Origin of the sequence: Providencia huaxiensis (assembly GCF_002843235.3) — a bacterium.
Taxonomy (GTDB): Bacteria; Pseudomonadota; Gammaproteobacteria; order Enterobacterales; family Enterobacteriaceae; genus Providencia; species Providencia huaxiensis.
The window spans coordinates 3,741,991-3,757,392 of the sequence record NZ_CP031123.2; the positions used below are offsets into that span (position 1 = coordinate 3,741,991).

General features: G+C 41.8%; 12 protein-coding genes and 1 pseudogene. 2 read left to right on the forward strand and 11 right to left on the reverse strand.

The window, feature by feature from the left end; all coding sequences use genetic code 11:
- Nucleotides 1-59 precede the first annotated feature (59 nt).
- From CYG50_RS19145 to CYG50_RS19155, 3 genes are all read right to left on the reverse strand, one after another.
- Nucleotides 60-1,316 (reverse strand): nucleoside permease, encoded by a 1,257-nt coding sequence (locus tag CYG50_RS19145; protein WP_102140567.1) that lies wholly within the window; start codon nucleotides 1,314-1,316, stop codon nucleotides 60-62.
- Nucleotides 1,313-2,230, reverse strand: coding sequence for a DMT family transporter (locus tag CYG50_RS23560; protein ID WP_102140568.1), 918 nt, complete (start codon nucleotides 2,228-2,230; stop codon nucleotides 1,313-1,315). Before CYG50_RS23560 ends, CYG50_RS19145 begins: the two co-directional genes overlap by 4 nt.
- Before the next feature lie 68 nt (nucleotides 2,231-2,298).
- Nucleotides 2,299-3,117 (reverse strand): purine-nucleoside phosphorylase, encoded by an 819-nt coding sequence (locus CYG50_RS19155; protein ID WP_102140569.1) that lies wholly within the window; start codon nucleotides 3,115-3,117, stop codon nucleotides 2,299-2,301.
- Nucleotides 3,118-3,414: 297 nt separating this feature from the next.
- Here CYG50_RS19155 and CYG50_RS19160 point away from each other — a divergent pair, with 297 nt between their 5' ends.
- Nucleotides 3,415-4,509, forward strand: a complete 1,095-nt coding sequence (locus tag CYG50_RS19160) for an ROK family protein (protein WP_229597494.1) — start codon at nucleotides 3,415-3,417, stop codon at nucleotides 4,507-4,509.
- 77 nt (nucleotides 4,510-4,586) lie between these two features.
- Nucleotides 4,587-5,357 (forward strand): hydroxyethylthiazole kinase, encoded by a 771-nt coding sequence (thiM, locus tag CYG50_RS19165; RefSeq protein ID WP_102140571.1) that lies wholly within the window; start codon nucleotides 4,587-4,589, stop codon nucleotides 5,355-5,357.
- A 67-nt stretch (nucleotides 5,358-5,424) separates the two neighbouring features.
- On the opposite strand, the gene CYG50_RS19170 is transcribed toward thiM, so the two are convergent.
- The 8 genes and pseudogenes from CYG50_RS19170 to selA all read right to left on the reverse strand — a co-directional run bounded on the left by CYG50_RS19170 (nucleotide 5,425) and on the right by selA (nucleotide 15,395).
- A complete protein-coding gene (locus CYG50_RS19170; protein WP_102140572.1) occupies nucleotides 5,425-6,129 on the reverse strand; it encodes a lipopolysaccharide core heptose(II) kinase RfaY in 705 nt (234 codons plus the stop codon).
- A gap of 189 nt (nucleotides 6,130-6,318) precedes the next feature.
- Nucleotides 6,319-7,485 carry a nucleotide sugar dehydrogenase gene (locus CYG50_RS19175; RefSeq protein ID WP_102140573.1) on the reverse strand — a complete coding sequence of 389 codons (1,167 nt, stop codon included), beginning with the start codon at nucleotides 7,483-7,485 and terminating at the stop codon, nucleotides 6,319-6,321.
- 44 nt (nucleotides 7,486-7,529) lie between these two features.
- Entirely contained in the window at nucleotides 7,530-8,531 is a 1,002-nt protein-coding gene (locus CYG50_RS19180) for an NAD-dependent epimerase (protein ID WP_102140576.1), read from the reverse strand.
- 232 nt (nucleotides 8,532-8,763) lie between these two features.
- Nucleotides 8,764-9,033 (reverse strand): annotated as a pseudogene (locus CYG50_RS19185) (LTA synthase family protein); the annotation flags it as partial.
- A gap of 33 nt (nucleotides 9,034-9,066) precedes the next feature.
- Nucleotides 9,067-10,598 (reverse strand): IS3 family transposase gene (locus CYG50_RS19190; protein ID WP_374189495.1). Its coding sequence is split into 2 segments (ribosomal slippage): nucleotides 9,067-10,136 and nucleotides 10,136-10,598, totalling 1,533 coding nucleotides; the frame shifts between segments, so codons are not numbered across the junction.
- The gene (locus CYG50_RS19195) at nucleotides 10,582-12,069 is read right to left on the reverse strand and encodes an LTA synthase family protein (RefSeq protein WP_238706815.1); all 1,488 of its coding nucleotides are present in this window, start codon (nucleotides 12,067-12,069) and stop codon (nucleotides 10,582-10,584) included. Before CYG50_RS19195 ends, CYG50_RS19190 begins: the two co-directional genes overlap by 17 nt.
- A 69-nt stretch (nucleotides 12,070-12,138) precedes the next feature.
- Complete coding sequence (selB, locus tag CYG50_RS19200; RefSeq protein ID WP_102140028.1) at nucleotides 12,139-14,007, reverse strand: selenocysteine-specific translation elongation factor; 1,869 nt, start codon at nucleotides 14,005-14,007, stop codon at nucleotides 12,139-12,141.
- Entirely contained in the window at nucleotides 14,004-15,395 is a 1,392-nt protein-coding gene (selA, locus tag CYG50_RS19205) for an L-seryl-tRNA(Sec) selenium transferase (RefSeq protein WP_102140029.1), read from the reverse strand. Before selA ends, selB begins: the two co-directional genes overlap by 4 nt.
- Nucleotides 15,396-15,402 lie beyond the last annotated feature (7 nt).

Below are 15,402 nucleotides of genomic sequence, written 5' to 3' on the forward strand. Positions count from 1 at the left end.
AAGAGAAAACCAAATTGATGGTTTTCCCTTAAATTGAATGTTATTTCTAACGACTTATCTTAGCTAGATTTGGCTTCTTTCAATGCTGCGTCTTTATCGTGGTGATAATGGAACGTAAATTGGAAAATTATTGCTAAGACTACGGTATAAGAAGCAAAAACTAACCAAATCATTTGCCAATCTTTAATACCATCCACCGTATAATAGTCGACAACCAACCCACTAAGTATCGCACCGAAATAGGCACCAACACCGTTAACCATCGTCATAAATAAGCCCTGGGCACTCGCGCGCATACGCGTATCCACTTCTCTTTCAATAAAGATGGAACCTGAAATATTAAAGAAATCAAATGCGCAGCCATAAACAATCATCGACATGATCAAGAACATCAGCCCGATGGCAGACGGGTCACCAAATGCAAAGAAGCCAAATCGTAGTGTCCATGCGAACATGCTTAATAACATGACAGTTTTAATGCCATAGCGTTTCAAGAAAAATGGAATTGCTAAAATAAAACATACTTCTGCCATCTGAGAAATCGATAACAGTATCGATGGATACTGAACCACCAAGCTATCTTGGTATAACGGGTTCAGACCGAAGTCATGCAAGAATGGGTTACCAAACGTATTGGTAATTTGTAAAACCGCGCCAAGTAACATAGCGAATAAGAAAAACACTGCCATAATGGGCTTTTTGAATAACACTAAAGCGTCTAAACCGAGCTTACTGATCCAACTACTTGAAATTGCTTTTTTATTCACATCAATTTTTGGCAAAGTTAATGAATAAAGCGCTAAAAGTAATGAGCTACCACCTGCAATATAAAGTTGCATACTACTTAGCTCAAATTTCAATAAGCTAATACTCCACATTGCAACAATAAAGCCAACCGTACCAAATACCCGGATAGGTGGGAAGTTACTCACTGAGTCGAGCTGATATTGGCTTAATGATGAATAGCTGATGCTATTTGAAAGCGCAATCGTTGGCATAAAGGCCATTGCATTAATTAACATCACCCAGAACATAACGGTTGAACTCGTGACTGTTGCGGCATAAAACAATGCAGCAGCCCCAATTAAATGGCAAATCATATATAAACGATTTGCTGGAATATATTTATCTGCAATGATTCCGATAAGCCCGGGCATTAGAATGGCAGCAATACCCTTTGAGCTATACACCATACCGACTTCTGCACCTGAAAAACTCAATGTTTTCATCATGTAGGAACCGAGTGTGACTAACCAACTTCCCCAAACAAAATATTGCAGGAAAAGCATGATTTTCAAGCGGGATTTAATGTTCATACAAAGCTCCGTTTGGAGTTATATTTATTTGTTTTTATTTTCAACTCAGCAATGGCAACACCCATGAGGATGACAGCAACACCAACAAACTGAATTAATTCAAGGGGTAACTGCAATACTGTCACGGATAATAAAATCGTGACGGGCAGCTGCATTGAGCTAACAATGGTCGCTAAGCTGGTACCGATCAGCGGGGTTCCTTTAGCAAACATCCACATGCCAAAGAAAGAACCAAAGAAAGCCAGAGGTAATCCATATGAGAAAAATAGAGATTGAAACGTTGATGCACTCAGTAAGAATGTTGGCGGAACGACAATTGATGTCAAAATTGCGCCTCCTGTTACCATGATTGCAGAACGCATCATAGGATCTGTTTTAACCGCTAATGCACCACTGACATAAACACGAATAGCATTTGATAACGCTGCAGATAATCCTAATAACACACCAAGCCAGTGAAATACGATCTCGGAACTATTTAACAAACCTGTCGCTAATACTGTTCCGATTAATATCACCACAACAGATACCATGGTCATCACGGGGGGTATTTGGCGACTAATAAATGCGTTAATTGCAACCCCCATCCATGTAAATTGCAAAAATAAGACAACACCAAGTGCCGGAGACAAATACTGCAATGATGCATAATACAAAAGCCCGGTTAACCCTGTTGTCGTCCCAGTGAGTAACATTAATAGGCCTTGCCTGCGTGTTGGCCATACTAGACGCGCTTTTTTAACCAATGCACCCGTAACAACAAAAAACCACAGTAAAATCGCACCTAATACTGTCTGGCTACCGATGACATCATTCAAGGAATACCCTGCACGATAAGCCAACACCACAAGCGTTGAAAGAATGCCATAACTACAAGCGCCTAAAGAAACTAAAATCAGACCTTTAAATTTCATCTCAATATTCACCTTACTTTAGCGTTATGGACATCTTTATATTATTTTGAGAAAAAGAACTTATAAAACTAGAAACGAGCAATCACGCCAGTCACTAGTTTCAAGAAAGTCGCTTTAACTTTTTCTGCTGTTTCAATAACTTCGTCATGGCTAAGTGGCTGCTCTAAAATACCGCAAGCCATATTGGTTAAACAGGAAATACCGACGATTTTAATTTGTGAATGGTGGGCAACTAGCGCTTCTGGCACAGTAGACATACCGACAGCGTCTGCGCCTAAGGTTCTGATCATACGAATTTCAGCAGGGGTTTCATACGTTGGGCCAGTCCACCATGCATAAACACCTTCACGAACCGAGACACCTTGTTCAGCCGCTACATCTTTGATTGTTTGGCGTAATTCTTTGTTATACACCTCACTAACATCTAAGAAACGAACACCTAATTCAGGGTTGTTTGGCCCCATCAATGGATTATTTGCCGTTAAATTAATATGATCGGTAATAATCATCAGGTCACCCGGGTTGAAGTCAGTATTTACTGCACCGCAGGCGTTGGTGATAATCAATTTTTCGACACCCAATGCTTTCATCAAACGCACAGGGAAAGTGACTTGGTCAAGGGAAAAGCCTTCGTAGTAGTGAAAACGGCCTTTCATGGCAACCACATTTTTACCTGCGATAGTGCCGATCACCAATTCATTGGCATGCCCTACGGCTTCAGATTTGGCAAAATGTGGAATTTCACTATAAGGAATATGGACGGCATTTTCTAATGTATCCGCGAACGGGCCTAGTCCTGAGCCTAAAATAATACCCACTGTTGGTTTAATACCTGTGCGAGACTGAATAAAGCTCAAGCTTTCTAGAATATCTTTTGTATGATGCATGGTTGTCTCCAAATTGACATCGGCTAAAAATTGTTAAAATCGATCATAAAGCAATTTAAAAACAGAACAGCGATCTTAATCTCATTTTAAGAAAAAGATTTTAGCTATGATGTGTCACAAGAAGCAGAATCTTATGCGTATATTTGCTAATCTTTAGCGCAAGAATCGGAATGAAAAGGAGTGAGGCGCTTGTTACATACACTATTAAATGAATTTCGCACCTCAAAAAATTCAAAAACACAAAAACTGAAAACTCTTTACCGGTTAATTTTAAACCACGGCCCCATTAGGGCAGAAATGCTGACATCACTTGCCAGCATGAAACCTGCAACTTGCGCTCGGTTACTTGATGAACTGGGAAAAAACCACTTAATTTCGACCTCTGAACTCGGGGAGTCGACAGGAGGTCGTAAACCTATCCTCTACAGCATTAATGCTGCGGATGGTTACCTGATTGGCATTGAAATGAGTGATATATACTCAACGATTGTTTTACAAAACCTAAAGTTAGATATTTTAGGGATAGTAAAAGTGAAATATGAGCACCTAGAAACCGCAGAAAACATGGTGGACCATCTGCTTAATAAATTAGACGTTTTATTAGCTGAACATGGACTTAACGTAAAAAGTTTGTTGGGTATAGGAATCGCCATCGACCATATTTTAGAACGTGATAAACTGCCATATCATCAATATCACTCACGAATAAAAGAACTTCACGACTATATTTCCAATAAAGTCCCTTGTTTTGTATTACTCGGGAGCGGGATTAGTTTTGCCGCTTTTGCTGAGTATCGTTTACGCTATACTTCTGATAGCCAACGGTTTTTATTCACAACCTGTGATACTGATATTCGCAGTTGTACCATCATCAACAACCAATACGCTCCGGCTCCCATTAGTACTGCTCAAGCCTTTGGCCATACGACAATTGATATAAATGGCCAACGCTGCGAATGTGGGTCATTTGGCTGTTTAAAGCAATATAGTTCACTGTCTGCGATTAAGTCACGCGTGATCCAGCAACTTAGATTGGGTAAGAGCTCAATAATCAATGAATTAGTTAATAATGAGTCTGAAATTAGTTACCATACTATTTTCCAAGCACTTACATTGAACGATGCCTTGTGTCTCGAAGCACTTGGCGAAGCGGCCTATTATTATGGTATCGCCATCGCGAATGCTATCTTAACTACCCAAGCAGATGTGGTGGTATGCGGTGGAACTCTAACCCCTAAAAATCACTTTTTTGAGATGACCAAAAAGTCTATTGAGGAAAAACTCTCTATTTTTCCTCATATTAAGACACGTATTTATCCCGCCAATGATTCATACGAAATTGTTGCTCAAGGAGCCGGAGGAATGGTCATGGAGAAATACCTCGCAGATTAAGCCATTCTTTCATTAAAGCGGATAGAGTGTAGAATAAATCAACGAATCTATACTCTATCACTATCAATGAGGGGATCATGTTAGAATTTGAACACATCAGCAACACGACGAAATCACTGGTACTACAGCAACTTGCATCTCAATCCCCTCTGGTTCATTGCATGACAAACGACGTTGTTCAGACCTTCACTGCCAATGTCCTGTTAGCACTCGGCTGCTCCCCAGCCATGGTCATTGAACCTGAAGAAGCGGAGCAGTTTGCCGCTATCGCCCATGGCTTACTAATTAATGTCGGCACATTAACCACTGAGCGCCGATATGCGATGAAATGTGCGGTTAACAGTGCGGAGCAGGCGAAAAAACCTTGGGTACTTGACCCTGTTGCCGCAGGTGCACTCAGCTTTCGCACCCATTTTTGCCATGAATTGCTGGCTCTCAAGCCTGCTGCTATTCGCGGTAATGCCTCTGAAATTATGGCATTGGCAGGAAGCAGTGCTGGCGGCAGAGGCGTTGATTCCCTTAACTCCACTGATGACGCCCTTCCCGCAGCACAATTATTAGCGAGACAAGCTAAGACAATTGTTGCGATAAGCGGGGAAGTGGATTACATCACTGATGGAACACGCACCTTCGCGGTTACTGGCGGCCATATTTTAATGACTCGAGTGGTCGGTACGGGATGCGCTCTTTCCGCGGTGGTTGCTGCATGTTGCACTCTACCGGGTGATAGGCTGCAGAATGTTGCCGCGGCTTGCGCTATCATGAAACAAGCCGGAGAAGCCGCAACCCAGCGTTGCCATGGGACGGGCAGTTTTATCCCTGAATTTTTAGATGCGCTTTATCAATAGTTTTGTTGTGATCGATAGCTTTTGCTGTTTCGATAACTTTATTGTAATGAAAACTTGGCATAACACACTAGAGCCGAGTTTTCTTCCCTCTTACTTTTCTTGACCAATGACGGAAGTTATCTCTGAAACGAATAAATCGATAAGCAAAATTTTTACTATCGGGTTCGATATCGTAAAAACGCTGTAATGCAATTAAATCATTCGCTTTGCAAATAGCAAAATTACCATAGTCTGATAAATCAATAACCTTAAGCCCTTCATTGGTTATAACAAAATTCCCTGCATGGATATCATTAGAAGATAAACCATATCTATGTAATTGGTTTATAATGGCTTTCATCTCTGTATAGTAAGGCTTGATATCATCAATTTCAGATAAAACAGTTCCTTCTACATACTCAGCAATAATCCATGTTTCTACTGACTCACGACCGACCATTTTTTCAGCAACGAAATAGATGTCATTGGTTACCACACAGCCTTTGTTTTGAGCAGAGACTAATCGCATTAATAACTGTGAATAAAAAGGGCCTGAAATAATACGCATCAACCGTTTTTCAAAACGCTTATCACGTTCTTTCTCACATTTAATAATAAAATTTTGCCCATTAACTTGAATGCGAGCAACGCTTCTATCGATATTTCCGCTACTTAAATTCTTACCGGTGATCTTCCCATCAATATAATCATTAACAATTTGCCAAAAATCTATCTCACCTTCTTTTTGAAAGGTGATAAAACCGTCTCTTTGTTTTTTTATGATTTTCTGCATAACAAAATAGCCAATTTTTAATCAATTGACGGATGCTAGCAAATGGCAAACAACATTTCTTAGCGATTGTTGCAGAGTAGCGTTTAAAAATAGGTAACTTGTGCACTATGGCACAAAATAGATAAGGTTATTAGGTCTTAATATACAGAGGTAGGTTAGCACGATGCCAACCTACCCCATAAACGCGTTTTAATCGTTACCAAATAAATCGCGGGTATAGACTTTATCGGCTACATCTTCGATCTCAGGTACCATTCTATTTGCTAAGATGATATCGCATTGAGCTTTAAATTCCGCTAAGTCATTGACTACTTTAGAACGGAAAAATTCGGTTTCTTTCATTACGGGTTCATAAACGACAACTTCAATTCCCTTAGCTTTAATACGTTTCATGATGCCTTGCACTGCTGAAGCGCGGAAGTTGTCTGACCCTGCTTTCATCACTAAGCGATAAACACCGACTTTACGCGGTGCTTTAGCAATAATTGCATCGGAAATAAAGTCTTTGCGGGTACGGTTCGATTCCACAATGGCGTTAATCAAGTTATTCGGCACATCATCGTAGTTTGCCAGCAACTGTTTGGTATCTTTCGGTAAACAATAACCACCGTAACCGAATGAGGGGTTGTTATAATGGCTACCAATACGTGGGTCTAAAGATACCCCTTCAATAATTTGGCGTGCATTTAAACCGCGGCTTTCTGCATAGGTGTCGAGCTCATTAAAGTACGCCACACGCATCGCTAAGTAAGTGTTGGCAAACAGTTTTATCGCTTCGGCTTCGGTGCCATCGGTAAATAACACGGGAACGTCTTTTTTAATCGCACCTTCCAGCAGCAAATCTGCAAAAATTTTCGCGCGCTCTGAACGCTCTCCCACCACAATACGGGAAGGATGTAAGTTATCCCACAAGGCACGGCCTTCACGTAAAAACTCAGGAGAGAAAATTACGTTGGTATAGCCAAATTCTTCACGTAACCGTGCAGTAAAGCCCACAGGGATAGTGGATTTCACGATAATCGTCGCTTCAGGGTTGATTGTATTCACATCATGAATAACAGACTCAACCGATTGAGTATTAAAGTAATTGGTTTTTGGGTCATAGTCGGTTGGTGTCGCCACAATCACATATTGAGCCCCTGTATAGGCCTCAGTTTTATCTTCTGTTGCGCGAAAATTGAGGGTCTTTTCCGTTAAAAACTGCTCAATTTCTGCATCAACAATGGGTGATTGATGGTTATTTAACATCGCCACTTTTTCAGGGATGATGTCCACCGCAACCACTTCGTGGTGTTGTGACAGCAACATGGCGTTAGATAGGCCAACGTAGCCGGTTCCTGCGATTGCTATTTTCAAACTTGCCTCTCAAATCCTGCTAAAGATGTTACAGCTTATTGATATTATTGATGATAATAAGAACGGTACCAATCAACAAATGCCTGAACACCCTGTTCAATAGAAACTTGTGGGCGATAACCTGTCACATTAAACAAGTCTTCCGTATCTGCCCAAGTGGTGTACACATCACCCGCTTGCATCGGTAAAAAGTTTTTAATCGCTTCTTTACCCAGTGCCTTTTCCAATGCAGAAATAAATTCAATCAACTTAACGGGCTGCCCATTACCAATATTATAGATTCGATATGGCGCGCTGCTTTCTGCCGGTGATGCCGAATGATTATTCGGGTTTGCTTGTGGAATTATATCTGAAATACGGATCACACCTTCGACAATATCATCAACAAAAGTGAAATCACGACTGAGATTGCCGTTATTATAGACATCAATAGGCTCGCCCGCCAAAATAGCTTTGGTGAATTTAAATAGAGCCATATCTGGGCGGCCCCAAGGGCCATACACTGTAAAAAAGCGCAGTCCTGTGGTCGGTAGCTGGTATAAATGTGAATAGGAGTGCGCCATTAATTCATTAGCTTTCTTTGTCGCCGCATAGAGGGAAATCGGGTGATCAGTTGCCATGTCAGTGGTAAATGGCGTCTTATCAGTTACGCCGTACACCGAACTTGAAGAGGCGTAGACCAAATGTTTTACTTTTGCTTGGCGACAGCCTTCTAGAATAGCGAGGTGGCCGGTCAAATTACTATCTGCATAAGCAAATGGGTTTTCCAATGAGTAACGGACTCCCGCTTGTGCCGCTAGGTGAATGACTCGGTCAAATTGCTCTTGGGTACATAATACCCGAACAGTTTCACGATCAGTAAGGTCAAGATGAATAAAGCGAAATAAAGGAAACTGTTCCAGTAAATGTAAGCGGGATTGCTTAAGCCCCTGATCATAATACGCATTTAAGTTATCGATTCCGACAACCTCATGCCCATTCTCTAATAAACGTTGGCAAAGCTTAAAACCAATAAAACCTGCACTTCCCGTGACCAAATATTTCATATTCATTGTCTTCTAGCGTTAAACTATTCTAAAGCTCTAAATGAGCACCTAATTTCACAGAAAAATTAACTAAAATTAAGACAAAAAAAACAACGAATGGTTTTATTATTAAAACTAGAAAGCGTAAAAAAATAATAGTTTTTAAGAAAATATTAAGATTTAAGGTAGGGAATAGCAAAAAAGAGGGGATCAGCCGTAAATATCATAAATATCTACGGCTGATAATAACATTTTACTGAATATCACCTTTATTCGCATTGGCTGCGTCTAAAGTTCCATAAACATAGTTGCGGTAGCTATCAAGTAGCTTTTGATCTTCACAATCATTCAACTTGCCGTCACATAAGTGACGCATTTTGATGTTGGCCTCATAAAATGGAGAGATTTTTAGATTTGCCCTTTCTAATAAAATTCCGCCTAAGAAGGAAATATCCGTTAACTGGCCCGTTTTTATCGCAGCCCCTGATTTTAAATTATCTCGCAAAGTAAATTGTGTTAGATACGGCGTTTTTCAAGGTAGTTGTCGCCTGAGCTGTTAAGCAGCTTCTTTTTTGTTCTCTGGGTTTAATTTCACATCACCGATTTCCTCCCAGTTTCTAATACCCTTTGACCAGCGGTTAGGGTTCTTTTTTTGCGCTTTGGTATATAGCTCATGGCGTCTTGCCAATATCGCTTTATCTTCACCATTATGGCGTTGCGCTGGTGTCACGAATTTGATGCGACTATGCCTGTGCTCAGTGTTGTACCATTGAGCGAAGCCTTTCATCCAAGCTCTTGCATCTTCAAGGCTTTTAAAGCCTTCGCTTGGCCAGCGGTGACTGTATTTGACCGTGCGGAACAATGATTCTGAGTACGGATTATCATTGCTGACACCGGGGCGGCTACGAGAGCCAATGACACCCATATCAAGCATTTTGGCTTGCATCGTCAAACATTTCATCGGGCTACCGTTATCTGAATGCAATACCACGTCTTTTTTAACGCATTTCTCAGACCAGAGCGTGCGCTCAAGCAATTGGGCAGCATGTTCACCTGATTCACTGTCATGAACTTCCCACCCGACAACCTTACGGCTGAAGATGTCGATTATCATGTAGAGGTAGAAGAACCGACCAATGACCGTTGACGGGCAGTAACTAATATCCCAAGTCCACACTTGGTTTGGCGCTGTCGCTGTGTACCCCTTAGGTTTAGCTCGGCTACCTTTAGGTTTTGCTTTACCTCGATGGGCTAGCTGGTCATTGGCTTTCAACACACGATAAAAGCTCGATTCAGACGCGAGATATTGCCCGTTATCTGCCAGCATTGGCACTATCTGACTTGGCCCTAAATTGGCGTATTCTTCTTGGTTACAGGTAGCTAATATCGCTTGCTGCTCTTCCTCAGTGAGCTTGTTACTCGGTTCTGGCCTATCAGCTGTAGGTCTTTTGTCACCACTGATTTCACCGCTTTCCTGCCAGCGTTGTAATGTGCGTACAGACATACCAACTTCTTCACAGGCTTTCTCTTTTCTAGCACCTGAGCCGACTGCTTCATCAATCAGAGATGCGTAATGCTGCCTATCTGTGAGTGAGGTTAATTGTCCTCGTCTTCCCCCCAGTAGGCATTTAACTTTTTTCTGAGCACCAACAACGCTGCCGTTTCAGCAAGCGCAGCATCTTTGCGCTTTAACTCTCTTTCTAACTCTTTAATCCGCTTACGATCATCCTTTCGCTCTTGGGTTAATTGCTTACGTTGCTGGGCTTTAGTTTGATTGCCTGCAATGCAGCTTCGCTTCCATTCTTTAACTTGCTCAGGGTAAAGCCCTTTTTCACGGCAATACTCACTTAACTCAATTTCGCTCAATGCTGCTGTTTCTAAAACAATTGAGAACTTTTGCTCTGGTGACCAACCATCTGAACTATTGCTATCAGCCAAACTAGAACCTGCTTTTAAATACTTATCTCGCCATGAATACAAAGTAGATAAGTTGATACTTTCTAGCTTTGCGAATTGGCGTAATGATAAGCCACTTTCAACCAGCTTTCTAATGATGGCTTTCTTATGATCTTCAGGATAATGCTTCACTAATATCTAACTTACCGCTCCCTGTTATATTTTTATGAAAAACTGAGGCGACAACTATCCTGACACAGGGGGGATAAGCAGGTGATGAAAATGAAGAATTATACTGATTTAAACTAATGCCTGGCTGATGGTCACCAAAGTATAAAAACATCAACGGGCGCTCACGTTTTTCAATAAATTCAGCAAAATCACGTATTGATGTATCTGAGGTTACGATTTTGTCCATATAATGGCTAAATTCGCCTGCAGCATCGGGGTTTTTAATTTTGTCTTTTATGCCATAGTCATCACTGTGACTCTCTTTGTAAGGGCCATGCTCATACATTGTAAGAGAGAAAATAAATACGGGTTTATCTGTTTCTTTAGATAAGATTTCTTTCACGTATTTCAGCATGTCATCGGTGCTGATCGTCCATAAGTTATCTTGTAGTTTACCTGGATAGCCGAGTTCTTGTGGTTGAATAATTCGATCAACCCCAAGCGTTTCATAAGCATGGCCTGAGTGGTAAGCACCTTTATTAAAGGGGGTAAGTACCACTGTATAATAGCCATTAGCCTTCATTTCTTTGAATAGGCTATTTTTAAGGTGGTCAACGATAAAATAAAACACACCACTTTTTTGCGCACCGAAATCATCGCTATTTAAGCCAGTTAGCGCTGAGAATTCAGATAACCAAGTCCCACCGCCAAAAGTTTGCACCCGCATCTGACTATGCGCACTCACGCCACTATCTTGCTGGAACATGAATAAATCAGGAAGCTTGGTTCCTTCAGGTAAATCATAAACATGTGGGTCAACGGTAGATTCTTGCAATAATAAAACAATGTCTGGTTTTTCTGATACCGCATTATTTTCTAAGGAAACTGCCGCTGCTTTTTCCACAAAATAATCGGCTGAACCTGCAAACTCAGGGGATTGGTAACTCGCATTCTGTGCCGACATAATAATATTGGTCACTGTCCCACGGCCTTTTGGCAACGTCTGAGACCATCTGTCATAATAATGTGAGCTTGTTAAGTTAATACCGAAGTAACCTGCAACAATAAGAACAACACCAATGACGCGAGTAATTTTTGATTGACTCGGTTTGAGCAACCGCCAGCTAATAACCCCATTAATGACTAATAATATAAGCAACCCAACCAAGGCGACACCCGCTAACCAATAGTGGCCTAAAGTCCCCATATTGGAAGTGTCCGTCATGATGTTGATATCACTAAAGAAGAGTTGTTCTTTGTAATAATGAACTTTTAACTGATTCAGGAATTTTATGGTGATAAATAATGTACTGGTGATCACCGCAGAAAATAACCAGCGAGCTGTTAACACCATTAAAATACCGAATAAAACGGCATATACACTGACCGATATGAGTGCAGGATACATTACGCTGCCTTTTTCAAAAACTAAGAAAAGGGAGCCAATAAAGATCAATGCCAGATAAAAGCCTGCAAATAACGTTTTCTTCATCAGTTTTACCACAAGTTTAATATTGGAGGTTGCTATGAGGCACTACTATAACGGATCCAAACACTCAATTTATTCAACGAAAATACCTTTGTCTCGTAAATGGTGCCCATCGCCTTTACGACGAGTAAAACCGCTTTTATCAAAAAACTCAAGAATTTGAATGGCGAGTTTCCGGCCAATCCCTAGTTCGTTACGAAAATCAGCGGCAAAAATGACCTCATTTTCTAAGCAATAACGATGAATCAGTGAAGCAAAATAGTTAATTTGCTCATGGCTATAATAGCGGTCACGAACTATCGCTGTAATTAATCCCATTTGCGCCGCCTTTTTTAGAACTCGACGTATCGTATCTTCTTCATGGCCACTTTCTAATGCTAAATCACGAACCCACCACGCCTCATTACGTGAAAATAATGGGTGTATTTGCTGCCAAATTAACTGCTGTTGCGCATCAAATACCAGCCCATGTTGAGGCATATGTAACCAACCTCGAGTTTGCTTAATAACGTTTTCATCAATTAGGTCATTAATGAATTTAAATGTTAACGCCTCACTCATTGAAGGCAAAGCCATACGTTTCAAACGTGCTTTGCCCACACCGATTTGGTCACTGTGTATTTCATTAAATTGTTCAAGTGCTTGAACGATACGGTCTTTCGCTATTTGCGCTTTAAATGTGGATAAAACATAGTTGCCCACACGCGCCACATCCATTTGTGCCAATAAATTATCTAATGCATCATGGGTGAGTTGCCGCGCCCAACTGTAATCCCGTAAATTAAGTTCACCTTGGGGAAGCTGTAACTTAAAGTGAGCCAGTTCGTCTTGTTCTCGGCAAAGCCTAGATAACCAATCCAAAAACTCTGGGAGCCTTTTACCTCGGCGTGGGGAAACCAAACGTATCACGCGAGCCCCACCTAACGTTTGCCGAGCACTAATATCACGGATGATTAACCGGTCATTCTCTACTAACCATAATGGGGTATCTAAAATTAACTCAGCAAGCACGGGGGTTTCCCCTTGCTCCACTAATAATGACACTCGCCCAGTGATATGACTTGCACCATGATATAGATGCACAGGCTGCCAGTGCTTAATTAATGTATCGCATTCCAATTCGACAATAACCCGTGTTGCAATAAACGCAGGTTGCTCTGCAAGTAACCAATCACCTCGGGTAATATTTTCTTTATCAATGTCGCCCGCCAAGTTTAAGGCTACGCGATCACCTGCAACAGCGAATTCAGATATTTGGTTTTGCCGATGAATACCTCTGACACGAACTTGCTTATCCGCTCCAGTCACCCAAAGTGACTCGCCAACCTGAATTTTTCCCGCTAACGCGGTGCCAGTCACCACAACCCCTGCGCCTTTTACCAAAAACACGCGGTCAATGGCTAAACGAAAACGACGTTGGATATTGGGATGTGAACCACTTTGCTGATGAAGCTGTTGTAGGTATAACCGCAGCACATCAATACCACGGCCATCTTCGATAGAAGTAATAAATAATTTTGCGTCAGGCCAACCTTGCTGAGACAGCTCTGAGGTGACTTGCTCAGTCACTTGTTCAATTCGCAGATGATCGACTCTGTCCGCCTTCGTCAATATGACACTGACATTTTCACAACCCGCTAGCCTTAAAATAGAAAGGTGTTCAAGGGTTTGCGCCATTACTCCATCATCACAGGCAACAACCAAAAGTGCATGGTTTATGCCACCAATCCCAGCCAACATATTGGCTAAAAACTTTTCGTGTCCTGGAACGTCGATAAAACCAATAGAGCTTCCATCTGGCTGTGGCCAGTAGGCATACCCTAGGTCAATGGTCATACCGCGCTTTTTTTCCTCAGGAAGGTGCGCGGTATTTACGCCAGTAATCGCTTGAATTAAAGAAGTTTTACCATGGTCAACATGGCCAGCTGTCGCAAAAATCATGAAAGTAAGGCCTGTAATAATGCGTGTTCATCATCAAGACAGCGCAGGTCAAGCCACAATTTACCTTCTTTCATACGCCCAATCACAGGTTGAGGTAACTGGCGCCACTGCGTAGCGAGTTGCTCTAATGTGCTACCTTTTCCATTTAGCGGTGTAAATGTTACCGCAAAGCTAGGAAGCCGGTCGATGGGAAGTGAGCCGCTCCCTATTTGTGAGAGGCAAGGCTCCACTTCAACAATAAATTTATCACCGTAAAAGGCTTGTAGAGCAACAACAATGCTTTCTGCACTACCACGGATCGTCTCCGGGTCTCGGGTCAACCAACGCAATGTGGGTAAATCTGTTGTGAGTTTCTCGGGAGTTAGATACAGCTTTAGTGTCGCTTCAAGCGCAGCTAAAACCATTTTATCAACCCGTAAAGCACGTTTTAATGGATGTTTTTGAATTGCATCAATCCATTTTTTCTTCCCTAAAATGATCCCTGCTTGTGGGCCACCAAGAAGTTTATCTCCAGAAATTGAAACTAAATCAATTCCTTGAGAAAGGTAATTTTGTGGCATCGGTTCTGCGGGTAGTCCATAAGCCGTCATATCAATCATCGAGCCACTACCTAAATCAATTGCTGTAGGTAATTGGTACTTTCGACCTAACTCTGCGAGTTCTTCACCTTCAACTTCAGCCGTAAATCCTTCAATGCTGTAATTGCTGGTATGCACTTTCATTAATAGTGCAGTTTGATCATTAATCGCATTCTCATAGTCACGTAAGTGAGTCCGATTCGTTGTCCCCACTTCAACTAATTGGCAGCCAGCCTGCGCCATCACGTCAGGCACACGGAAAGCCCCACCAATCTCAACTAATTCACCACGAGAAACAATAACTTGTCGACCATTTGCAACCGTTGCTAGCAATAATAAAACGGCTGCCGCATTATTATTAACAATACAGGCATCTTCGGCGCCAGTGAGCTCACACAGCAAATCAGCAATCGCACGGTCACGGTGCCCACGCATCGCACCATCTAGAGAATATTCTAATGTGACAGGCGAACTCATCACTTGGCTAACTGCATTTACCGCTGTGGTTGACATTACCGCACGACCTAAATTGGTATGTAGCACCGTACCGGTCAAGTTAAACACGTTTTTTAGCGCGCTTTGCCCTAAAGCTTGATGGCGTTGAGCTAACTCTTTTACCCAATCTTCCTGCCAAGCAGGTAATTTCCCTGCCTGTGCAATACAGGTTCGAGCTTGCTCTTGCATCTCACGTAAACATGCAGTGACCCAATGAGCCCCTGATTGTTCAACCAATATCTGCACTTCATCGAGCTGCAATAATTTATCAATAGCAGGAAGTTGACGATATAAAGCCAAGTCTGATTCAGCCATAGTCACA